Here is a 20071-nt window from a genome sequence, read left to right as displayed (position 1 = left end):
GTCTATGCATGGTAGGATTTAAGTATCTCCAAAGATGTACTGGTAAAGTTGGACGACTTTCTGAAAACACTGCGTGTCCATTCTTGTTATTTTTTGAGCATTTCGCATCCGAAAATCAAAAGTATACAGTTGAAATGGATTGACAGCGCCATCTACCTTATCCGACGAGACAGGAACGAGCAAGCCTTTTTCTGCCAACCGTTGTTGGCCGTGAGTGATAGGACAGACAGCCACAAAACCAGTTTGCAAGGCATATTCTCTCCTAGAAACGACTAAGGCAGGTCGCCGTTTCTGGATTTCTCGACCGACTGATGGATCAAAGTCCAGCCAAATGATATCCTGCTTTTCAGGAATATAGTCAGATTTCGTTATCAAGTAACCATACCCCTTCAAAATCGTTTGTCATTCTCAAATCAGTAATCCCATCAAAAGGATCTTTCAGTTTTGGAGCTAAGACAATGACTCCGTCAATCCCTTTGTAGACAACCATTTCTTGACCTTCTGTCATCCCCAAATTTTTAGGAATAGTCACAGTGAGAGAATTCCCTACCTTCCGAGTCTTTACTGTATTCATCGCTCTACCTCCACGAATTAGTATACACTAAGTATATACTTGAAAACAAAAAAAGTCAAGTAAATCCTTACTGGCATCAAGGATGTTTCGGACCAATACTATTTGTCGTTTATTGTGGTCAAAGCCTGTGCAAAAGTTCCTCATTTATGATAGAATAGGTAGTAAGAAAGAAAACGTTTTTACTACGTTTTTTTTAGTCGGAAGGGGAAATGTTTATGGCTACTATTCAATGGTTTCCGGGTCACATGTCTAAGGCTCGGCGGCAAGTTCAGGAGAATTTAAAATTTGTTGATTTTGTGACGATTTTGGTGGATGCTCGGCTACCTTTATCTAGTCAAAATCCTATGTTAACCAAGATTGTGGGTGATAAACCTAAACTCTTGATTTTGAACAAGGCTGACCTAGCAGACCCAGCAATGACCAAAGAATGGCGTCAGTATTTTGAATCACAGGGAATCCAAACTCTGGCTATCAACTCCAAAGAGCAAGTGACTGTAAAAGTTGTGACGGATGCCGCTAAAAAGCTCATGGCTGATAAGATTGCACGCCAGAAAGAACGCGGTATCAAAATTGAAACCTTGCGGACCATGATTATCGGAATTCCAAATGCCGGTAAGTCAACTCTCATGAACCGTTTGGCTGGGAAAAAGATTGCAGTTGTCGGCAATAAACCAGGTGTTACCAAGGGGCAACAGTGGCTCAAAACCAACAAAGACCTTGAAATCCTAGACACACCAGGGATTCTCTGGCCTAAGTTCGAAGAAGAAACCGTAGCTTTGAAACTAGCCCTAACAGGAGCCATTAAAGACCAGTTGCTTCCTATGGATGAAGTGACCATTTTTGGTCTCAATTATTTCAAAAAACATTATCCAGAAAAGCTAGCTGAACGCTTCAAACAAATGAAGATAGAAGAAGAAGCACCTGTTATTATCATGGATATGACACGTGCCCTTGGTTTCCGAGACGACTACGACCGCTTTTACAGCCTCTTCGTCAAGGAAGTACGTGATGGAAAACTCGGTAACTACACCTTAGATACATTGGACGACATTGATGACAACGATTAAAGAAATCAGAGAAGTTCTTGCCACTGTCAAAGAATTAGACAATCCCCTTTTTCTGGAATTCGAAAAAGATCCTCGTTCTGGGGTTCAAAAGGAAATCAACAAGCGTAAAAAAGCCATTCAGGCTGAAATGGATGAAGACCTTCGCCTGGAATCCATGCTTTCCTACGAAAAAGAGCTTTACAAGCAAGGATTGACCCTAATTGCAGGTGTTGATGAGGTTGGACGTGGTCCTCTTGCTGGCCCTGTAGTTGCTGCAGCTGTTATTTTACCTAAAAATTGTAAGATTAAAGGCCTCAACGATAGTAAAAAAATCCCCAAAAAGAAACATCTGGAAATTTATCATGCTGTTCAAGACCAAGCCTTAGCAATCGGTATTGGTATCATGGATAATCAGGTCATCGACCAAGTCAATATCTATGAAGCTACCAAACTAGCCATGAAGGAAGCAATCTCCCAGCTCAGTCCGCAACCTGAGCACCTCTTGATCGATGCCATGAAACTGGATTTGTCGATTTCCCAAACAGCAATCATTAAAGGAGATGCCAACTCCCTCTCAATCGCAGCCGCATCTATAGTAGCCAAGGTGACACGGGATGAATTGATGAAAGAATACGATCAGCAATATCCCGGCTATGATTTTACAGCTAATGCAGGTTATGGAACAGCTAAACATCTAGAAGGACTGGAAAAACTAGGTGTCACCCCAATTCACCGAACCAGTTTTGAACCAGTCAAAACACTGGTTTTAACTAAGAAAGACAAGTAAGAGGAAATGATTATGGAGGAACAGTCAGAAACACTCAGTTCCAAGAAAGAATTTGCCTTTGCCTCAAGCACCATATTATCCCAAGTTGGACGAGGAATCATTGTTGGTCTCGTCGTCGGGCTAATCGTCGGATCCTTTCGTTTCTTAATCGAAAAGGGTTTCCATCTGATACAAGAACTTTATCAAGATCAAGCGCACCTTGTGCGCAATCTTTTTATCATTGGCCTATTTTATGTAATAGTTTGCTGGCTTAGTGCGAAACTAACTCGGTCAGAAAAAGATATCAAGGGTTCAGGAATTCCTCAAGTCGAAGCCGAACTAAAGGGACTCATGACTCTTAACTGGTGGAGTGTTCTCTGGAAGAAATATGTATTAGGAATTCTTGCTATTGCCAGTGGGCTCATGCTAGGTCGAGAAGGGCCAAGTATTCAACTTGGAGCAGTTGGTGGTAAAGGTATTGCCAAGTGGCTCAAATCTAGCCCAGTAGAGGAACGTTCCCTGATTGCCAGTGGAGCTGCTGCAGGATTAGCAGCTGCCTTTAATGCACCAATTGCAGGTCTCCTCTTTGTTGTAGAAGAAGTCTATCACCATTTTTCCCGCTTTTTCTGGGTCTCAACTCTAGCAGCCAGTCTCGTAGCAAACTTTGTCTCACTACTCATATTTGGCCTAACACCCGTACTGGATATGCCAGACAACATTCCTCTCATGACCCTAGACCAGTATTGGATTTATCTCCTTATGGGAGTTTTTCTCGGGCTTTCTGGTTTTCTCTATGAGAAAGCTGTACTCAATGTTGGTCGAATTTATGACTGGATTGGTCAAAAAATTCATTTGGATAAAGCTTATTATCCAATCCTAGCCTTTATCCTTATCATACCAGTCGGGATTTTCTTGCCACAAATCCTTGGGGGTGGAAATCAGCTTGTTCTTTCCCTAACTGAGCAAAATTTTAGTTTCCAAGTTCTATTAGCTTACTTTTTGATCCGCTTTATTTGGAGCATGATTAGTTATGGAAGTGGCCTCCCAGGAGGAATTTTCCTACCCATTTTGGCACTTGGTTCCTTACTTGGTGCCCTAGTCGGTGTCATTTGTGTGAATTTTGGACTTGTCAGTCAGGAGCAATTCCCTATATTTGTCATTCTAGGGATGAGTGGATATTTTGGAGCGATTTCCAAGGCTCCCTTAACCGCTATGATACTTGTTACTGAGATGGTAGGGGACATTCGCAACCTCATGCCACTTGGCTTAGTGACCTTGGTAGCTTACATCGTCATGGATCTACTCAAGGGTGCTCCAGTCTATGAGGCCATGCTCGAAAAAATGCTGCCAGAAGAAGCGACAGACGAAGGAGAAGTCACCCTCATTGAAATCCCTGTATCAGATAAAATCGCTGGAAAACAGGTTCACGAACTCAACTTGCCACATAACGTACTCATCACCACCCAAGTCCATAATGGCAAGAGCCAAACCGTTAACGGCTCAACTAGAATGTATCTGGGTGATATGATTCACCTGGTGATTCCAAAAAGTGAAATTGGAAAAGTCAAAGATTTGTTGTTGTAAGCCTTGGTTTACATAATTTATTTTACGTAAAATATTATTGAAAGGATTCTCTATGAAAAGAAATAAGGCAATTGCAGTATATTTGCTAGGTACATTTAGCCAAATAGCATCAGTTTGCCTCCTTTTCTTTCTCTTGAATCATTTTTCTGTTCATTCCAATCTATTAACTATTTTAGGAATCATTGTTGGTGGGATTTCCTCAGCTCTTTGGGGAATAATTGTTGCAAATCACTATTTTCATATTCATTTTAAGAAGATCGTTAACGATTTTTTTAACATTCATACCAGTTATAAACATTATTTATTATCTTTTTCCCTAATTATCCTTGATTTTTCTTTTCTAATGTTTGGTGGGAAAATAGTAGAATTTAGCTGGTATCTCACATTTTTGATGTTCTTCAAATTTATTGTCTTTGGTGGTATAGAAGAGATTGGATGGCGATATGTCTTTCAGCCAATTTTACAAGAAAAGTTGCCATATTTTTACTCAACAATCTTAACCTTTTTCAGCTGGGCGCTTTGGCATCTGTTGTTCTTTTACATAGATGGTTCCCTAGCAACACTGCAAACTCTACCGTTTTTATTTGGATTGCTGACGAATTCTTTCATACTCTCAGCTCTTTATATCAAAACAAAAAATCTCTGGATTTGCGTTATGACACATTCGATCATTAACGTCTTGTCTCAACTAACCATAGACACTGATCGATACGAAACCTACCTGATTAGAATCTTCGTCATCTTGGTATCCTGCTATATGATAATACATAAAAAAGATGAGTATAGTCGGTATAAATAAAATTAAATATAAACCTTAAACCAAATCAAAAAAGATTTGGTTTTTTAAGAATTAGAAATCTGATTTTAAGTATATAGTATGATTTTTACCCTCCTACTTTGTTAAGAATGATTAGAATATTGTATAATAAGAAAAAGGGGAAAGCTTAAATGAATAATTCCAGCAATAAAAAAGGCCATAAAAGGATACTAATCGTTTTGTTACTCGTAACCATCACAGCAGGAGCTATTTTTATATTTAGTATGTTAGGGAAATCTCAAGAAGAACGTCGAAATAGAGAATATGAAGTCAGTTTGGTAAATGCCTTAAAGAATTCATATGAAGGTATAGAAGAAATCAAAATTTCCAATCCAACATATACGAACCCTCCTGGTGACTGGTCTTGTGATGTAGAAATCAAATTTAAACATGAAGTAAAAATTAAGTATGGTGTTGGATATTCTCTAGACACTGAAGAAATAACAGATACTTCATTGGAATGGGAAAATAGAGTAAAAGATCGACAATTTTTAAATGAAAACAAGGGTAAAACTGCTTCGAAAATTAGGGTAACTTATTCTAATAATGACGAAGGAGAGCAATAATGGCATTTAGTTATACTGATAAACAACTTAATGAATTAAATCACGGGAAGAATGTATACAGTATCAATGCTGAATATGCTGAGAAAAAGAGGAAATGATAATGAGTAAAGACAGATTAAGAAAAAGCTATAAACCATTATTCATAGTTTTACTATTCGTATTCATCACATTAGGAGGTGTTTTTATGTTTTCTATGTTTGGGAAATCCCAAGAAGAACATCGGAATAAAGAGTATGAAGTTAGTTTGGTGAATGCCTTAAAGAATTCCTATGAAGGGATTGAAGAGATTAAAATTTCTAATCCAGAATACACAAGCCCTCTTGGTTCGTGGTCTTGTGATGTAGAAATTAAATTTAAAGATGAAAGAACTCTTTCATATGGAATTAATCATCATTTAAACTATAAAACCAATTATGGTGGCCGTCAAGAAACAAATGAAGATTGGCAGTATTTAGAAACTCATAGAGGGAAAACTTTAAAGTCAGTGAGAATTACTTATTCTGATAGCGAGCAAGGAGAACTATGATGAATTTCCATTATACTGATGAATAATTTAAACCAAGATTATGCTGTTTATAGTCTGAACGAAAAGTCTTCAAGGAGAAAAAGGAGAAAAGCTTAAATGAATATTTCCAGCAATAAAAAAAGATATATAAGACTACTAATCGTTTTGTTACTCGTAGCCATCACAGCAGGAGCTATTTTTATGTTTAGGTTGTTAGGGAAGTCTCAAGAAGAGCATCGAAATAGAGAATATGAAGTAAGTCTGGTTAATGCCTTAAAGAATTCCTACCAAGGGATTAAGGAGATTAAGATTATGGATCCTTACTATAATGACAAACCGGGTTCGTGGTCTTGTGATATTTCAGTAGAGTTCAATGATAGTCAAACTATTACTTATGGAATTAATCACAGATTAACCTATAAAGAAAACCATGATGGTCTTATGAAAGGGAATACTAATGAAGAAATTGATCAACAATGGTCGATACTTCAAAAACACATTGGTAAAACAGAATCTACAATATTAGTACGATATTCAAATGGTGAAACAGGGGAACAGTAATGGCATTTAGTTATACAGATAAACAACTCAATGAATTAAAGCATGGGAAGAATGTATACAGTGTCAATGCTGAATATGCTGAGAAAAAGAGGAAATGATAATGAGTAAAGACAGATTAAGAAAAAGCTATAAACCATTATTCATAGTTTTACTACTCGCAACTGTCACAACAGGAGGTGTTTTTATATTTAGTATGTTAGGAAAATCCCAAGAAGAACGTCGGAATAGAGAATATGAAGTAAGTCTGGTTAATGCCTTAAAGAATTCATATGAAGGGATAGAAGAAATCAAAATTTCCAATCCAACATATACGAACCCTCCTGGTGACTGGTCTTGTGATGTAGAAATCAAATTTAATGATGAAAGAAAAACTAAGTATAGGATAGGCCATGGACTCCATGATAAAAAGAATTATCAAGGTTCATTGACCAATGAGAAAAGGCAATTCCTTAACAATTACAAAGGAGTGACCGACTTAAAAGTAATTGTTACATATTCAGATAATAGCACGGGAGAACAATGATGACATTTTCCTATACAGATGAGCAGTTAAACAATTTGAATCGGGATTATGCTGTATATAGTGTAAATCTTGAATTCGCTAAGCGTAACGGTAGGACTTATGTCAATTCAAATCTCATTGAAAATATATCTCCTGATGATTTAGAAAAAACCAACACCATAACTACCTCAGATGGTCAAGAATTCAGTGTTATTGCCACTAAGTCTGACCCAGTAACGGGATTTGATGTTTGATGCAGTATCTGTGACAATTGGCTTGATTTTCTCTATTCTACTGTTATTTATCTTTAAATCATAGTAGAATAGAGAAAAGGAGAAAAGCTTAAATGAATATTTCTGGAATGAAAAAAAGCCGTAAAAAGCTACTAATCGTTTTGTCAATCGCAATTATCACAGCAGGTGGTATTTTTATGTTTAGTATGTTAGGGAAATCTCAAGAAGAGCGTCAGAATAGAGAGTATGAAGTTAGTTTGGTTGAAACTTTAAAAGATAGTTATGAGGGTATTGAAGAAATTAGATTTTCTAATGCAAACTACACTAATCCTCCAGGAAGTTGGACTTGCGTAGTTGAACTATATTTTAATGAGAGAAGCATAAAATATAAAATTAATTATTCAAAAAAAGATAAACGTATTTCTGATGTATCTTTAGAGAGAGAGAATAGAAAAGAGGACCGAGAATTTTTAAATAGTCACTTGGGTAAGACTAGTAAACTCACAAAAATTATTTATTCAGATGGTTCAGAAGGAGAATATTAATGGTATACACTTATACTGATAAACAACTCAATGAATTAAATCACGGAAAAAATGTTTATAGTGTAAATTCTGAATATGCTGAGAGGAGTGGAGATAACAATGAGTAAAGACAGATTAAGAAAAAGCTATAAACCATTATTCATAGTTTTTCTACTCGCAACTATCACAACAGGAGGTGTTTTTATGTTTAGGTTGTTAGGAAAATCTCAAGAAGAACGTCGGAATAGAGAGTATGAAGTCAGTTTGGTAAATGCCTTGAAGAATTCTTATCAAGGGATTGAGGAGGTAACGATTACGAATCCATCGTACAGATCAATTCCTTCAGACGCTTGGGGGGCGGATGTGAAACTAAAATTTTTTGATGGAACATCTAAAGAACATGTTTTAGCTTTTGATATAAACTCGAATAAAATTAGGATTGGAGTATATAATAAGGATGATGAAGAATTTCAACATTTTTTAAATTCTAGGCGAGGTTCTACTAAGTCAAAAGTTAAAGTTAAATATTCGAATGGTTCAGAAGGGGAGCTATGATGAATAAATACGTGTTAATGAATTGAATCAAGTTCCGAATGTTTACAGTGTTAATACTGAGTTCGCACAGCGTAAAGAAAACCGAACAAATATTGTTACTGCTAAATCAGATTACGAGTTAAAAAAAGGTGAAATCAACACTATAACCACCTCCGATGGTCAAGAATTCCGTGTTGTTGCCACTAAGTCTGACATTGAAACAGGTTTTGATGGGGGCTGGCAGTTGCACCTATTGTTAACGGCAAACCAGATTATAAAAATGTAGCTGTGATTGCTGCGGGAACGGATCCTGGGAGTCCTACTACGATTGATAGATTTAAAATAGTTTTTTCTTATTATAGTGTAATATAGACAAATCTTATAGTATAATAAGAAAAAGGAGAAAAGCTTAAATGAACAATTCCAGCACTAAAAAAAATCACAAAAGATTACTAATCGTTTTGTCAATCGCAATTATCACAGCAGGAGGTGTTTTTATGTTTAGTATGTTAGGGAAGTCTCAAGAAGAGCGTCGAAATAGAGAGTATGAAGTTAGTTTGGTTGAAACTTTAAAAGATAGTTATGAGGGTATTGAAGAAATTAGATTTTCTAATGCAAACTACACTAATCCTCCAGGAAGTTGGACTTGCGTAGTTGAACTATATTTTAATGAGAGAAGCATAAAATATAAAATTAATTATTCAAAAAAAGATAAACGTATTTCTGATGTATCTTTAGAGAGAGAGAATAGAAAAGAGGACCGAGAATTTTTAAATAGTCACTTGGGTAAGACTAGTAAACTCACAAAAATTATTTATTCAGATGGTTCAGAAGGAGAATATTAATGGTATACACTTATACTGATAAACAACTCAATGAATTAAATCACGGAAAAAATGTTTATAGTGTAAATTTTGAATATGCTGAAAGGGAAGTTGAAAAGAAAGTTGTAGCCAAAACAAATGATAAGTTATCTTCGGATGAAACTAACACTATAACCACCTCCGATGGTCAAGAATTCCGTGTTATTGCGACTAAGTCTCACAAAGAAACAGGTTTTGATGGACTAGCGGTTGCACCAATAGTCAACGGTGAACCAGATTATAAAAATGTAGCTGTGATTGCTGCGGGAACGGACCCTGGGAGTCCTACTAAGATTGATGTCGGAACAGCAGTTGCAGAAAGAGAGTCAGGTTTATCCCCTCAATATTATGTAGCAGACCGATTTGTAAAAGAAATTATGGATGATCCCCGATATGAAGTCAGTCAACTATCTGGCTATTCACAAGGTTCTTATATGCTGAAGGTAGGAGCTAAATACCACATCCCTACGACTACCTTCAATGCTTGGTTTTTTTATAATTCACTTTCTAATGAGGAAAAAGCATTCATAGATAAAAATCCTGCTATGTTTATAGATTATAGAAGGAATTATGATGTTGTTGTGTTTGGAAATGATTTCAACCATCCTGAATTATTCAATAAATCATTTTTAGAAATGCCTGATACCATATATTGGCTTGACGGAACTAGCCACAATATAGGTGATTGGGAGTTTGATCCTGTAACTGGTCAACTTGTAGATGGCAAAGGAGGAAAACCCTTAATCAGTGGCGTTTATCGAGCCTATGCCAACAGTCTCCGAGGAATGGCTCATTACAAGGACTTGAAATCAAACTGGTCATCAGGTGGCATTAGTAGCTCTGAGGAAATATACTTAGATGCAGCTCAAGGTTCTATCCTATCATCATCTATGGCTACAGCAGCAAGAACTGGAGCTGATGAAGTGAGCGCCTTAGCCAAAAAAGCAAATCAGGAATTACAAGAAATTTGGTCAAAAATCGACTTTACGAGCTACACAGCATTAGCTCCCTATGAGGTTGATGCCATTTTTGCTAGTCAGGGTATCACTCAAGCACAGTTTATCGATACGTTTCAGGCAGAGACAAATCAAACAGCCACTAAGATGAATGTTTCCGCACAAGCATTTGAAAATATGGATAAACAATTACAGGAAGTCATCGAAAAAACAGTAGCAACAGATAAGCAATTAGCCAAGGAGTTTCGACAATGGAAAGAAAAGATGTAAAATGGGAGGAAATTAGAGAAAAAGAGAGAGAACTGTATACTCTAGAAGAACGATATTATCAAGAAAAGAAGAAACTCGATAACAAAGCCCTTGATCTAGACGAACGAAATGCAAACTTAGAAAAACTAATTTCCGAAGAAGTTGATAAAATGTCTCATATTTTGAGAAAATTTGAGACAAGTGTTGATGATGTTAGAGACTACTTTACAGAAATAGAAAATTTGAGACACTTTTCGAATCAAGTATACAGAGATGGTAGGATTAAACTCGAAGATGAGAGAGAAAAATACGATAACGAGTTTCGCAAAAAAAGAAATGATTTAGACGAAGAATTTCACAAACTAAGGAGAGATTATGCAAGCACCAATGAATGAATACTACACGGATGAAGAATACCAATATGCACTGAAACAAATGTATCGAATGATGGAAAGAAACCGAATCATTACGGAAGCAAAGTTAGCGATAACAGCAAAAAATAAATTAAAAGATAACTTTAATAAAGCAGCAAAGAAAATTGCTACAGAAACCAAATCAACCATTACAAGCATAAACAGCCAGATGGACACTGCAATTCAAGGTAAAGTTCGCAAGAGTCTTGAAGAAAAGATTCCGAATATGTTGCTCAAGTATGATGAAATTTAATAAAGGGTTCAGGATAACTGGGGGAAAGTTAGACTTCTGTTTTAAGTTTCTTATAATATCTTTCCGAAAAACTATAATTTTCTTGAAAAATATATAAGTCTATGCTATACTACTAGTAGACTAATTTAGGGAGAAAATCATGAAACGTGAGATTTTACTGGAACGGATCGACAAACTAAAACAAATCATGCCCTGGTATGTTCTGGAATACTATCAATCAAAGCTTGCTGTTCCCTACAGTTTTACAACTCTGTACGAATACCTCAAGGAATACGATCGATTTTTCAGCTGGGTTTTAGAGTCTGGAATTTCAAATGCTGATAAAATGTCTGACATTCCTTTATCGGTCTTGGAAAATATGTCTAAAAAAGACATGGAATCCTTTATTCTTTATCTACGTGAACGTCCATTGCTGAATGCTAATACAACCAAGCAAGGTGTCTCTCAGACGACCATCAATCGGACCTTGTCAGCACTTTCCAGTCTTTACAAGTATCTGACCGAGGAGGTTGAAAACGACCAGGGGGAGCCTTATTTCTATCGTAATGTAATGAAGAAAGTTTCAACCAAGAAAAAGAAAGAAACTCTTGCTGCCAGAGCTGAAAACATCAAGCAAAAACTCTTTCTAGGTGATGAAACAGAAGGTTTTCTAACCTATATCGACCAGGAGTACCCACAACAGCTCTCAAATCGCGCTCTCTCATCATTTAATAAGAATAAAGAACGTGATTTGGCTATTATTGCCCTTCTCTTGGCGTCTGGTGTCCGCTTATCTGAAGCTGTTAATCTGGATCTAAGAGACCTTAATCTCAAAATGATGGTTATCGATGTCACTCGAAAAGGGGGTAAACGAGACTCGGTCAATGTCGCTGCCTTTGCTAAGCCTTACCTAGAGAATTATCTCGCCATTCGAAATCAACGCTATAAGACGGAAAAGACGGATACAGCTCTCTTTTTGACACTCTATCGAGGTGTTCCCAATCGTATTGATGCTTCTAGCGTTGAAAAGATGGTTGCTAAGTACTCTGAGGACTTTAAAGTCCGTGTAACTCCCCACAAACTCCGCCATACCTTAGCAACCAGGCTCTATGATGCAACTAAATCTCAAGTTTTGGTCAGCCATCAGCTAGGACATGCCAGTACACAAGTCACTGACCTCTATACCCACATTGTCAATGATGAACAAAAGAATGCTTTGGATAGCTTATAAAATACATAAAATTATTTATGTAAAATATAACTCATAAAAAGAAGCTGGTCAAACAACCAACTTCTTTTCTTTTTATCCCACTACTGCTTCAGCGATTTCTTCACGGCTAATACCAGCAAAGTAGCGTGTAATATCAATAGTTTCTAGAGCTTTAAGAACATCCTCACGTTCGTATTTCACTCCACGAAGGACATCTTCTACTGCAGCAACGTCCTCGATACCAAAGAAGTCACCATAAATTTTGATGTCTTGGATTTTTGATTCAAGAACATTGGCAAAGACTTCTACCTTACCACTAGTGAATTTTGTTCCACGACGGACGTTAAACTCAGGTGATTTGCCGTAGTTCCAGTCCCAAGTACCAAACTTTGTATCCTTGATGCGATTGATTTCAGCCAATTCTTCCTCAGAAAAAACGTATTCAGTCATCTCTGGGTACTCTTTTTTCATGTATTCCAATAGTAAATCACGGAATTCTTCAACTGTGATTTTTTCTGGTAATTCATTGACAATATTGGTTACACGGGCACGGACAGATTTCACACCTTTTGATTCAAATTTATCTTTTGAAACCTTGAGGGCGTTAGCAAGGACTGACAAATCAACGTCAAAGAGCAAGCAACCGTGGTGCATGATACGCCCATTGATATAGGCTTGGGCATTGCCACAGAATTTCTTACCTTCAATCTCAAGGTCATTACGGCCTGTAAACTCAGCTTTAACACCGAGTTGAGCCAAGGTATTGATAACTGGAGTTGAAAAACTCTTAAAGTCAAAGGCCTTGTTTTCATCTTCTTTTGAAATGATGGTGTAGTTGAGATTGTTCAGATCGTGATAAACAGCTCCACCACCACTGATACGGCGGACTACCTCAATGCCATTTGCACGGACATAATCACGGTTGATTTCTTCGATAGTATTCTGGTGACGACCAACAATGATAGAAGGTTTGTTAATCCAAAGTAGGAAGATTTGATCTTCATCCAAAAGGTGTTTAAAGGCATATTCTTCCAAGGCGATATTAAAAGCAGTGTCGTTTGAATGATTGATAATGTATTTCATAGTATTTCCAAAAATTTAGTTTTTAAATTCTGTTCATAGCAATCCAATTTTCTAAAGTGGTAAAAAGAAATGTAACGTGTTATCGTTACATTTCTCGGAAAAATTGAGACAAGAGGCTCAATTTTTAGGCATGGAACTCTAATAGAGGTCGCTGCCGTCCGTACTACTTTAAGAAAATTTAGTTGAAAATCTTATTTATTTTTTCTTAGGTGAATGGATAGCCATTCCTAGAACATCCGCAAATGCTTCGTACATCACTTCAGAGTAGGTTGGGTGTCCGTGGATGGTCTTCAGCATTTCCTCAACAGTGATTTCCATTTCGATAATGCTTGATGCCTCGTTAATCAATTCTGCGGCTGCAGGACCAATGATGTGCACACCAAGGATTTCCCCGTATTTCTTATCTGCAATGACTTTTACGAAACCTTGAGCAGCATCCGATGCAATGGCACGACCGTTGGCTGCAAAGTTGAATTTACCGATTGCAACATCGTATTTCTCACGGGCTTGTTCTTCAGTCAAACCTACTGCTGCTACTTCAGGAAGAGTGTAGATAGCTGCTGGAGTCAAGTTCAATTTGGCAACAGCATGGTTTCCTTTGAGGGCATTTTCAGCGGCAACTTCACCCATGCGGAAGGCTGCGTGCGCCAACATCTTCGTACCGTTGATGTCACCTGGTGCGTAGATACCTGGAACAGAAGTTTCCATGTATTCGTTGACCTTGATACGTCCACGATCCAATTCAAACTCAACATCACCAATTCCTTCAAGGTCTGGCACACGACCGATTGAAAGAAGAGCTTTGTTAGCGATGATATCGTCTTTTCCTTCAACCTTGATACGAAGTTGACCATTTTCTTCGATGATTTCTTGCAATTTTGTACCTGTCAAGATGGTCATACCTTTACGCTCAAGAATCAAGCGAAGATTCTTAGAAACTTCCGCATCCATAGCTGGCACGATACGGTCCATCATTTCGATAACAGTTACTTTTGAACCAAATGTCATGAATGCTTGGCCGAGTTCGATACCGACAACCCCACCACCGATGATTACGAGGCTTTCTGGTACTTCGTTCATTTCAAGAATGTCATCACTGGTCATGACAAGTGGAGATTCCATACCAGGAACGTTGATCTTGCTGACTTTTGAACCACCGGCAAGGATAATTTTCTTGGTTTCAAGCAATTCAGAACCATTTACCAAGACATTCTTATCTTTAGTGATTGTACCAATTCCCTTATGAACAGTAACTCCGTAACTACGAAGAAGACCTGCAACACCACCTACCAAAGTATTGACAACCTTAGATTTTGTCTCTAAAAGTTTATCCATATCTACAGTGAAGTTTGGATTTTCGATGACGATACCTCGGTTTGCTGCATGACCGATATTTTCGATGATTTCAGCATTGTGAAGGTAGGTCTTGGTTGGGATACAGCCACGGTTCAAACACGTTCCACCGAGTTCAGATTTCTCAACAAGGGCAACCTTCCCACCGAGTTGGGCAGCTTTAATGGCTGCAACATAACCAGCAGGACCTCCACCAATCACAACGATATCAAAGGCATCATCGCTCTTACCATCGTCGTTTGAGGCACTAGCTGCAGGTGCAGGTTTTGATTCTGGCGCAGCTGCTCCAGCTGTTGGGATGTTTTCCCCTTCTTCTCCAAGGTAACCGATAACTTCCGTTACAGGGACAGTTTCACCATCTCCTTTGAGGATGGCAATCAAGTATCCATCTTCTTCGGCTTCCAATTCCATGCTGACTTTATCAGTCATGATTTCCAAAAGGATTTCTCCTTCTTTTACAAATTCTCCGACTTTCTTATTCCATTGGACGATTTGTCCTTCTGTCATATCCACGCCGGCTTTTGGCATAATTACTTCTAAGGCCATGTCTTACTTCCTTTATCTATATCTCTAAAAATAAATACTGTATTTTTAAACCAACATTGAGATTGGGTTTTCAATTAAGGCTTTCAAGTCTTTCATAAACTTAGCACCAGCCATACCATCTACGACACGGTGGTCAATAGTTAACCCTAGGCTCATGATAGGACGAATAACAATCTCACCATTGACAACTACAGGTTTTTCAACTGTTGAGCTAACCCCGAGGATAGCTGAGTTTGGTTGGTTAATAATCGGACCGAAGGACTGAACGCCAAACATTCCCAAGTTACTAATTGTGAAGGTTGAATTTTGCAGTTCGCTTGGAGATAATTTACCATCCAAGGTACGACCAATTACATCCTTAAAGGCTACAACCAACTCTGACAAGCTCATTTTTTCAGCATTATAGACAACTGGTGTCATTAGACCATTATCCATACCAACCGCCATCGCAAGGTTGACATAGTTGTGAGTGATAATGGTCTTGCCATCTTCTGTCAATGAAGCGTTGATGTAAGGATGTTTCATCAATGTTTTCACAACAGCGAGTGAAAGAAGGTCTGTTACAGTAGTCTTCTTACCAGTTGCTTCCATAATTGGCTCAAGAACCTTCTTACGAAGAGCCAGCATCTCAGACATATCGACATCGTAGTTGAGTGTGAAGGTTGGCGCAGTTAGGTAGGATTCAACCATTCGTTGTGCGATAACCTTACGCATTGGTGTCATTGGAATACGCTCAATCTCACCATAAGGAGTGATATTGTCTGGAACTTCTTCTACTTTTTCAATTTGAGCAGGAGACTTGATAGTGTCGTTTTCGATATTTTCAGGAAGTAAGGCCAAAACATCCTTCTTCATGATTTTACCACGATGACCTGTTCCTTGGATTTCCTGCCAAGCAATGTTATGTTCGAGGGCAATTCGTTTTGCAAGTGGCGAAATGCGAACCACATTTGTGTCTTTATAAGTTTCCACGTCTTCTTTGTGGACACGACCGTTTGCACCTGAGCCAGAAACGTCGTAGAGGTTGATCCCTAGATCATCCGCTAACTTTCTAGCCGCAGGAGTCGCTCTTAGCTTGTCATCAGCCATGACCTCTCCAATTCTATACTAAGATATTTAGGACGAAGAGGGCAATGAAAAAATAGGAGATTGACGATGTGTTCGATGAACACAAGGAAATCTATCTTTTTTTCACAGACCTCAGTCCGAATTCAATTACATGATACAAAGGGCGTAAAAAGCGACCGAAAAATAGGAAATCGACGCTGGCTTCGATGAAGCCAAGGAGATTTATCTTTTTTCCGAGCTTTTAGCCCGTGTTCGAATATAAGATATTTAGGACGAAAAGAGTTCTGCACCTAAAAGATACAAAGTTTCTCGTCTTTTTTATTTTATTTACATAACTTATATTATGTATTATTCTTTGTTATATGTCTTACGGATTGCTTCCTTGATGCTTTCAACTGTTGGAATCATTGCATTTTCTAAATTTTGTGCGTAAGGCATTGGCACATCCTCTCCGGCGCAACGGCGGATTGGTGCGTCTAGATAATCAAATGCTTCTGATTCTGAAATAATAGCTGAAATCTCTCCGATATAGCCACTTGTTTTGTGAGCATCGTTGACAAGCACCACCTTACCAGTCTTCTTCACTGAGTTAATGATGATATCCTTATCAAGCGGAATGAGGGTACGTGGGTCCACAATTTCAACTGAAATTCCCTCTTCTGCTAATTCTTCAGCAGCTTGAACCACACGACGAAGCATTTTACCATAAGTAACGACTGTTACATCTGTACCTTCACGTTTGATTTCACCAACTCCAAGTGGGATTGTGTAGTCTGGATCAACTGGAACTTCCCCTTTTTGGTTAAATTCTGACTTGTATTCAAGGATGATAACAGGGTTGTTATCACGGATAGAAGACTTGAGCAGTCCTTTCATGTCAGCAGGCGTACCTGGAGCTACAACCTTGAGTCCTGGAATGTGAGTGAACCAAGACTCTAGTGATTGCGAGTGCTGAGCCGCAGAACCAACTCCATTACCAGCTGCACAACGGACAGTCATTGGAACCTGACCTTTCCCACCAAACATATAACGTGTTTTAGCAGCTTGGTTGACGATATTGTCCATGGCAATAACCGAGAAGTCCATGAAGGTCATATCGACAATTGGACGAAGTCCTGTCATGGCTGCTCCTGCTGCTGCTCCCGAGATGGCAGCTTCAGAAATCGGACAGTCACGGACACGTTCTGGACCAAATTCTTCGAGCATTCCAACAGAAGTTCCGAAGTCTCCTCCGAAGACACCGACGTCTTCTCCCATCAAGAATACATTTTCATCGCGACGCATTTCCTCAGACATAGCAAGGATAATGGTGTCACGGAACGACATTGTTTTTGTTTCCATTTTTATCTCTTTCTCCTTAGTCTGCGTAAATATCTTCAAATGCTGATTCTAGTGGTGGGAATGGGCTTTCTTCAGCAAATTTAACAGAAGCTTCTACTGCTTCCTTGACTTGTGCTTGAATTTCTTCCAATTCTTCTGCACTTGCAATATTGTTTTCAATGAGGTATTTGCGAAGGTTTTCGATTGGGTCTTTTTGTTTCCACAATTCCACTTCTTCACGCGTACGATATTTACCAGGGTCAGATGATGAGTGACCAAGCCAGCGATAAGTGATACTTTCGATCAAGACTGGACCATTGCCACCACGAACATGGTCTACAGCTTTCTTAAATCCTTCATAGACATCGATGACATTGTTTCCATCTTCGATAAACATTCCAGGAATTCCATAAGCAGCGCTACGTTGATGGATATGCTCCACATTGGTCATTTTCTTGATATCCGCAGAAATCCCATAACCGTTGTTAATGCAGTAGAAAATAACAGGAAGTTTCCAAATAGAAGCCATATTCACTGCTTCATGGAAAACACCTTCGTTGGTCGCGCCATCTCCAAAGAAGCAGACAACGATTTTACCAGTATGTTGCATTTGCTGACTGAGGGCTGCACCGACAGCGATTCCCATACCACCACCTACAATACCATTGGCACCAAGGTTACCAGCATCCAGGTCAGCGATGTGCATAGAACCACCTTTTCCTTTACAGGTTCCAGTGTATTTCCCGAGGATTTCAGCCATCATTCCATTGAGGTCAATCCCCTTAGCAATAGCTTGCCCGTGTCCACGGTGATTTGAGGTAATCAGATCATCTGGATTAAGAGCCAGCATCGCTCCGACGTTAGCAGCTTCCTCTCCGACAGAAAAGTGAGTCATACCGGGAACTTTTCCCTTTTTCACTAACTGAGCGATTTTTAAGTCCATGCGACGGATTTCTTCCATCTTACGGAACATCTCTAGCAAAAGATTTTTATCTAAAGTTGACATAATCTTGCCTTTCTAACTTTGTACTTACCTTACTATTTTACCTTTTTTAGTATACGCTGTCAAAGTATATGGCTAATAAAAATTCACAATATAAAAAAATAAACCCCTGTTAAAACAGGGATTCTCTCTAGTTAGAGTATTTTTTCACAAAGTGCTTTTTCAGGATATTTTCCAAAAATTAGCTCAATCTTTTCATTACGGTTTTCAGACGCCATTGATACAAACAACCAGAAACAATCAAGCTGGCAATTAACCCAATCCAGTAGGCAAATGCCCCTAAGTCAGTTACTTGATCTAGTAGATATCCTAGTGGTATCGCTACTCCCCAATATCCGATTAAGCCAAGATAGAAAGGAACGATAGTGTCCTTATACCCTCTTAAAATTCCTTGGAGCGGAGCCGCAAAGGTATCAGCTAGCTGGAAAAAGAGACTGTAGGTTAGAAATACAGCAGTTGTTTCAATGAACTGAGAGTCATTCCCATATAGACTTGCTACACGATCTCTAAAAATGTAGAGAAAAGATAGGGTAAGACCTGCAAAAATAAGGGCGGTTACTCTCCCCAGACGAGCATAGATTTTTGCATCCTCAAAACGTTTGGCCCCCACCTCGTAAGACACAACAATCGCCATAGCAGAGGAAATACTCATAGGAAAAGCATACATGAGACTCGAAAAATTCATAGCTGACTGGTGACTGGCAATGATGAGCGATGAAAACTTAGCCATGATTAGTCCAACCACGGAGAAAATGGCTACTTCAGCAAATACGGTTCCCCCGATTGGTAGACCTAATCGAACACCTTCCTTGATTTTATCTATATTGAGTGGAATGCGTTTTTCAAGATGTAACGCTTTTAACCTTTCTTGTTTGAATAAAACAAGAATAGAAATCCCCAATAAAACCCAATAGGCTAGTGAAGTTCCTAGTCCTGCTCCTGCGCCACCAAGCTCAGGGAAACCGAAAGCTCCATATATCAAGAGATAGTTAAAACCACTATTGAGCGGAAGTAATAGGAGCATGAGGTACATAGATAGCTTGGTCAATCCAAGAGAATCCAACAAAGAGCGAATGACACTGAACAGCAACAAGGGAATAATTCCAATAGACAGGTACCAAAGATAGGAAACTGCAACTGCCGCCACTTGAGCTTCTAGTCCGATGTTGGTTAAGACAGGTGGCGCTAAGAATACTACCATTCCAAGCAAGACCAAAGACAGTCCGAAAGCCAAGTAGATAAATTGGTAAAAATCAGATGCTACTTCTTCCTTTTTGCCCCGTCCCAGATGATGGCCTATGATGGGAACCATGGCCGAAACAATCCCTGTTAAAAAAGTAAAGAAAGGATTCCATAGACTCGTTGCGGTTGACACCCCCGCCAAGTCCATGGTATTGTACTGCCCAGTCATGGTTGTATCAACAAAAGAGGCAGAATAATTGGCAAATTGATAGATCAGAATAGGGAAAAATATCTTAAGAAATAAGACAAACTTGTCTTTAAATTGATGGGTTGGATACATATACGCTCTCTATTCTTATAGTTTCTAGAGCAGAATCCCAT

Annotated in this window: 25 protein-coding genes; 17 read left to right on the top strand and 8 right to left on the bottom strand. The window is 38.6% G+C overall.

The genetic code is table 11. From position 1 onward, the window contains the following. Nucleotides 1–18 precede the first annotated feature (18 nt). A complete protein-coding gene (locus M1F65_RS02685) occupies nucleotides 19–375 on the bottom strand; it encodes a type II toxin-antitoxin system PemK/MazF family toxin (protein ID WP_070657814.1) in 357 nt (118 codons plus the stop codon). Beyond that, entirely contained in the window at nucleotides 359–574 is a 216-nt protein-coding gene (gene mazE / locus M1F65_RS02680) for a type II toxin-antitoxin system PemI/MazE family antitoxin (protein WP_070657813.1), read from the bottom strand. The genes M1F65_RS02685 and mazE overlap by 17 nt, the downstream gene beginning before the upstream one ends. A 215-nt stretch (nucleotides 575–789) precedes the next feature. Here mazE and ylqF point away from each other — a divergent pair, with 215 nt between their 5' ends. From ylqF to xerS, 17 genes are all read left to right on the top strand, one after another. Next, entirely contained in the window at nucleotides 790–1641 is an 852-nt protein-coding gene (gene ylqF / locus M1F65_RS02675) for a ribosome biogenesis GTPase YlqF (RefSeq protein ID WP_247925424.1), read from the top strand. Further along, a complete protein-coding gene (locus M1F65_RS02670; RefSeq protein ID WP_247925423.1) occupies nucleotides 1628–2407 on the top strand; it encodes a ribonuclease HII in 780 nt (259 codons plus the stop codon). The genes ylqF and M1F65_RS02670 overlap by 14 nt, the downstream gene beginning before the upstream one ends. Nucleotides 2408–2419: 12 nt before the next feature. After that, nucleotides 2420–3970 (top strand): ClC family H(+)/Cl(-) exchange transporter, encoded by a 1551-nt coding sequence (locus tag M1F65_RS02665; protein ID WP_247925422.1) that lies wholly within the window; start codon nucleotides 2420–2422, stop codon nucleotides 3968–3970. A gap of 52 nt (nucleotides 3971–4022) precedes the next feature. Beyond that, the gene (locus tag M1F65_RS02660) at nucleotides 4023–4769 is read left to right on the top strand and encodes a CPBP family intramembrane glutamic endopeptidase (RefSeq protein WP_247925420.1); all 747 of its coding nucleotides are present in this window, start codon (nucleotides 4023–4025) and stop codon (nucleotides 4767–4769) included. A 149-nt stretch (nucleotides 4770–4918) separates the two neighbouring features. Continuing rightward, complete coding sequence (locus tag M1F65_RS02655) at nucleotides 4919–5353, top strand: hypothetical protein (RefSeq protein ID WP_247925418.1); 435 nt, start codon at nucleotides 4919–4921, stop codon at nucleotides 5351–5353. Between the two features lie 100 nt (nucleotides 5354–5453). Continuing rightward, the gene (locus M1F65_RS02650; protein ID WP_247925416.1) at nucleotides 5454–5879 is read left to right on the top strand and encodes a hypothetical protein; all 426 of its coding nucleotides are present in this window, start codon (nucleotides 5454–5456) and stop codon (nucleotides 5877–5879) included. A gap of 96 nt (nucleotides 5880–5975) precedes the next feature. Beyond that, entirely contained in the window at nucleotides 5976–6419 is a 444-nt protein-coding gene (locus tag M1F65_RS02645) for a hypothetical protein (RefSeq protein WP_247925414.1), read from the top strand. Between the two features lie 100 nt (nucleotides 6420–6519). After that, nucleotides 6520–6942 (top strand): hypothetical protein, encoded by a 423-nt coding sequence (locus tag M1F65_RS02640; RefSeq protein WP_247925413.1) that lies wholly within the window; start codon nucleotides 6520–6522, stop codon nucleotides 6940–6942. Then, the gene (locus tag M1F65_RS02635; protein WP_084878274.1) at nucleotides 6942–7175 is read left to right on the top strand and encodes a hypothetical protein; all 234 of its coding nucleotides are present in this window, start codon (nucleotides 6942–6944) and stop codon (nucleotides 7173–7175) included. The genes M1F65_RS02640 and M1F65_RS02635 overlap by 1 nt, the downstream gene beginning before the upstream one ends. 92 nt (nucleotides 7176–7267) lie before the next feature. After that, nucleotides 7268–7699, top strand: coding sequence for a hypothetical protein (locus M1F65_RS02630; protein WP_239823807.1), 432 nt, complete (start codon nucleotides 7268–7270; stop codon nucleotides 7697–7699). Nucleotides 7700–7798: 99 nt separating this feature from the next. Then, nucleotides 7799–8233 carry a hypothetical protein gene (locus M1F65_RS02625; protein ID WP_247925411.1) on the top strand — a complete coding sequence of 145 codons (435 nt, stop codon included), beginning with the start codon at nucleotides 7799–7801 and terminating at the stop codon, nucleotides 8231–8233. Nucleotides 8234–8255: 22 nt separating this feature from the next. Then, nucleotides 8256–8498, top strand: coding sequence for a hypothetical protein (locus tag M1F65_RS02620; protein WP_247925410.1), 243 nt, complete (start codon nucleotides 8256–8258; stop codon nucleotides 8496–8498). Nucleotides 8499–8625: 127 nt separating this feature from the next. Further along, complete coding sequence (locus tag M1F65_RS02615; protein WP_247925408.1) at nucleotides 8626–9057, top strand: hypothetical protein; 432 nt, start codon at nucleotides 8626–8628, stop codon at nucleotides 9055–9057. Beyond that, complete coding sequence (locus M1F65_RS02610; protein ID WP_084878275.1) at nucleotides 9057–10301, top strand: hypothetical protein; 1245 nt, start codon at nucleotides 9057–9059, stop codon at nucleotides 10299–10301. Before M1F65_RS02615 ends, M1F65_RS02610 begins: the two co-directional genes overlap by 1 nt. Continuing rightward, on the top strand, nucleotides 10283–10675 hold the full coding sequence (locus tag M1F65_RS02605; RefSeq protein ID WP_247925407.1) for a hypothetical protein: 393 nt from the start codon (nucleotides 10283–10285) through the stop codon (nucleotides 10673–10675). The genes M1F65_RS02610 and M1F65_RS02605 overlap by 19 nt, the downstream gene beginning before the upstream one ends. Continuing rightward, on the top strand, nucleotides 10656–10946 hold the full coding sequence (locus M1F65_RS02600; RefSeq protein ID WP_001148766.1) for a hypothetical protein: 291 nt from the start codon (nucleotides 10656–10658) through the stop codon (nucleotides 10944–10946). Before M1F65_RS02605 ends, M1F65_RS02600 begins: the two co-directional genes overlap by 20 nt. Before the next feature lie 139 nt (nucleotides 10947–11085). After that, nucleotides 11086–12156, top strand: a complete 1071-nt coding sequence (gene xerS, locus M1F65_RS02595) for a tyrosine recombinase XerS (protein ID WP_049491412.1) — start codon at nucleotides 11086–11088, stop codon at nucleotides 12154–12156. Between the two features lie 72 nt (nucleotides 12157–12228). Here xerS and lplA read toward each other — a convergent pair whose 3' ends face one another. The 6 genes from lplA to M1F65_RS02565 all read right to left on the bottom strand — a co-directional run bounded on the left by lplA (nucleotide 12229) and on the right by M1F65_RS02565 (nucleotide 20030). Then, nucleotides 12229–13218 carry a lipoate--protein ligase gene (gene lplA / locus M1F65_RS02590; protein WP_042902263.1) on the bottom strand — a complete coding sequence of 330 codons (990 nt, stop codon included), beginning with the start codon at nucleotides 13216–13218 and terminating at the stop codon, nucleotides 12229–12231. A 195-nt stretch (nucleotides 13219–13413) separates the two neighbouring features. Beyond that, nucleotides 13414–15117, bottom strand: a complete 1704-nt coding sequence (lpdA, locus tag M1F65_RS02585; protein ID WP_125414564.1) for a dihydrolipoyl dehydrogenase — start codon at nucleotides 15115–15117, stop codon at nucleotides 13414–13416. 45 nt (nucleotides 15118–15162) lie between these two features. Further along, entirely contained in the window at nucleotides 15163–16206 is a 1044-nt protein-coding gene (locus M1F65_RS02580) for a dihydrolipoamide acetyltransferase (RefSeq protein WP_042902261.1), read from the bottom strand. Between the two features lie 327 nt (nucleotides 16207–16533). Beyond that, nucleotides 16534–17526: an alpha-ketoacid dehydrogenase subunit beta gene (locus M1F65_RS02575; protein ID WP_084849680.1), complete on the bottom strand. Its 993-nt coding sequence runs from the start codon at nucleotides 17524–17526 to the stop codon at nucleotides 16534–16536. Between the two features lie 16 nt (nucleotides 17527–17542). Then, nucleotides 17543–18511 (bottom strand): thiamine pyrophosphate-dependent dehydrogenase E1 component subunit alpha, encoded by a 969-nt coding sequence (locus tag M1F65_RS02570; protein ID WP_095726018.1) that lies wholly within the window; start codon nucleotides 18509–18511, stop codon nucleotides 17543–17545. Nucleotides 18512–18689: 178 nt separating this feature from the next. Next, nucleotides 18690–20030: an MATE family efflux transporter gene (locus M1F65_RS02565; protein ID WP_000283627.1), complete on the bottom strand. Its 1341-nt coding sequence runs from the start codon at nucleotides 20028–20030 to the stop codon at nucleotides 18690–18692. Nucleotides 20031–20071 lie beyond the last annotated feature (41 nt).

This window comes from Streptococcus oralis (assembly GCF_023109195.1).
Classification (GTDB): Bacteria; Bacillota; Bacilli; order Lactobacillales; family Streptococcaceae; genus Streptococcus; species Streptococcus oralis_BV.
The sequence above is the reverse complement of the archived record's forward strand: the minus strand, read 5'-3'. Positions and strand labels throughout refer to the sequence as shown.

Excerpts from the sequence above, each read along its gene's own strand:
- M1F65_RS02630 (WP_239823807.1), top strand. The coding sequence starts at position 7,268 with ATGAATATTTCTGGAATGAAAAAAAGCCGTAAAAAGCTACTAATCGTT.
- M1F65_RS02645 (WP_247925414.1), top strand. The coding sequence starts at position 5,976 with ATGAATATTTCCAGCAATAAAAAAAGATATATAAGACTACTAATCGTT.
- M1F65_RS02650 (WP_247925416.1), top strand. The coding sequence starts at position 5,454 with ATGAGTAAAGACAGATTAAGAAAAAGCTATAAACCATTATTCATAGTT.
- M1F65_RS02610 (WP_084878275.1), top strand. The coding sequence starts at position 9,057 with ATGGTATACACTTATACTGATAAACAACTCAATGAATTAAATCACGGA.
- M1F65_RS02640 (WP_247925413.1), top strand. The coding sequence starts at position 6,520 with ATGAGTAAAGACAGATTAAGAAAAAGCTATAAACCATTATTCATAGTT.
- M1F65_RS02655 (WP_247925418.1), top strand. The coding sequence starts at position 4,919 with ATGAATAATTCCAGCAATAAAAAAGGCCATAAAAGGATACTAATCGTT.
- M1F65_RS02670 (WP_247925423.1), top strand. The coding sequence starts at position 1,628 with ATGACAACGATTAAAGAAATCAGAGAAGTTCTTGCCACTGTCAAAGAA.
- xerS (WP_049491412.1), top strand. The coding sequence starts at position 11,086 with ATGAAACGTGAGATTTTACTGGAACGGATCGACAAACTAAAACAAATC.
- M1F65_RS02580 (WP_042902261.1), bottom strand. The coding sequence starts at position 16,206 with ATGGCTGATGACAAGCTAAGAGCGACTCCTGCGGCTAGAAAGTTAGCG.
- mazE (WP_070657813.1), bottom strand. The coding sequence starts at position 574 with ATGAATACAGTAAAGACTCGGAAGGTAGGGAATTCTCTCACTGTGACT.
- M1F65_RS02665 (WP_247925422.1), top strand. The coding sequence starts at position 2,420 with ATGGAGGAACAGTCAGAAACACTCAGTTCCAAGAAAGAATTTGCCTTT.
- M1F65_RS02565 (WP_000283627.1), bottom strand. The coding sequence starts at position 20,030 with ATGTATCCAACCCATCAATTTAAAGACAAGTTTGTCTTATTTCTTAAG.
- ylqF (WP_247925424.1), top strand. The coding sequence starts at position 790 with ATGGCTACTATTCAATGGTTTCCGGGTCACATGTCTAAGGCTCGGCGG.
- M1F65_RS02575 (WP_084849680.1), bottom strand. The coding sequence starts at position 17,526 with ATGGAAACAAAAACAATGTCGTTCCGTGACACCATTATCCTTGCTATG.
- M1F65_RS02605 (WP_247925407.1), top strand. The coding sequence starts at position 10,283 with ATGGAAAGAAAAGATGTAAAATGGGAGGAAATTAGAGAAAAAGAGAGA.
- M1F65_RS02615 (WP_247925408.1), top strand. The coding sequence starts at position 8,626 with ATGAACAATTCCAGCACTAAAAAAAATCACAAAAGATTACTAATCGTT.
- M1F65_RS02625 (WP_247925411.1), top strand. The coding sequence starts at position 7,799 with ATGAGTAAAGACAGATTAAGAAAAAGCTATAAACCATTATTCATAGTT.
- M1F65_RS02600 (WP_001148766.1), top strand. The coding sequence starts at position 10,656 with ATGCAAGCACCAATGAATGAATACTACACGGATGAAGAATACCAATAT.
- M1F65_RS02635 (WP_084878274.1), top strand. The coding sequence starts at position 6,942 with ATGACATTTTCCTATACAGATGAGCAGTTAAACAATTTGAATCGGGAT.
- M1F65_RS02570 (WP_095726018.1), bottom strand. The coding sequence starts at position 18,511 with ATGTCAACTTTAGATAAAAATCTTTTGCTAGAGATGTTCCGTAAGATG.
- M1F65_RS02660 (WP_247925420.1), top strand. The coding sequence starts at position 4,023 with ATGAAAAGAAATAAGGCAATTGCAGTATATTTGCTAGGTACATTTAGC.
- lplA (WP_042902263.1), bottom strand. The coding sequence starts at position 13,218 with ATGAAATACATTATCAATCATTCAAACGACACTGCTTTTAATATCGCC.
- lpdA (WP_125414564.1), bottom strand. The coding sequence starts at position 15,117 with ATGGCCTTAGAAGTAATTATGCCAAAAGCCGGCGTGGATATGACAGAA.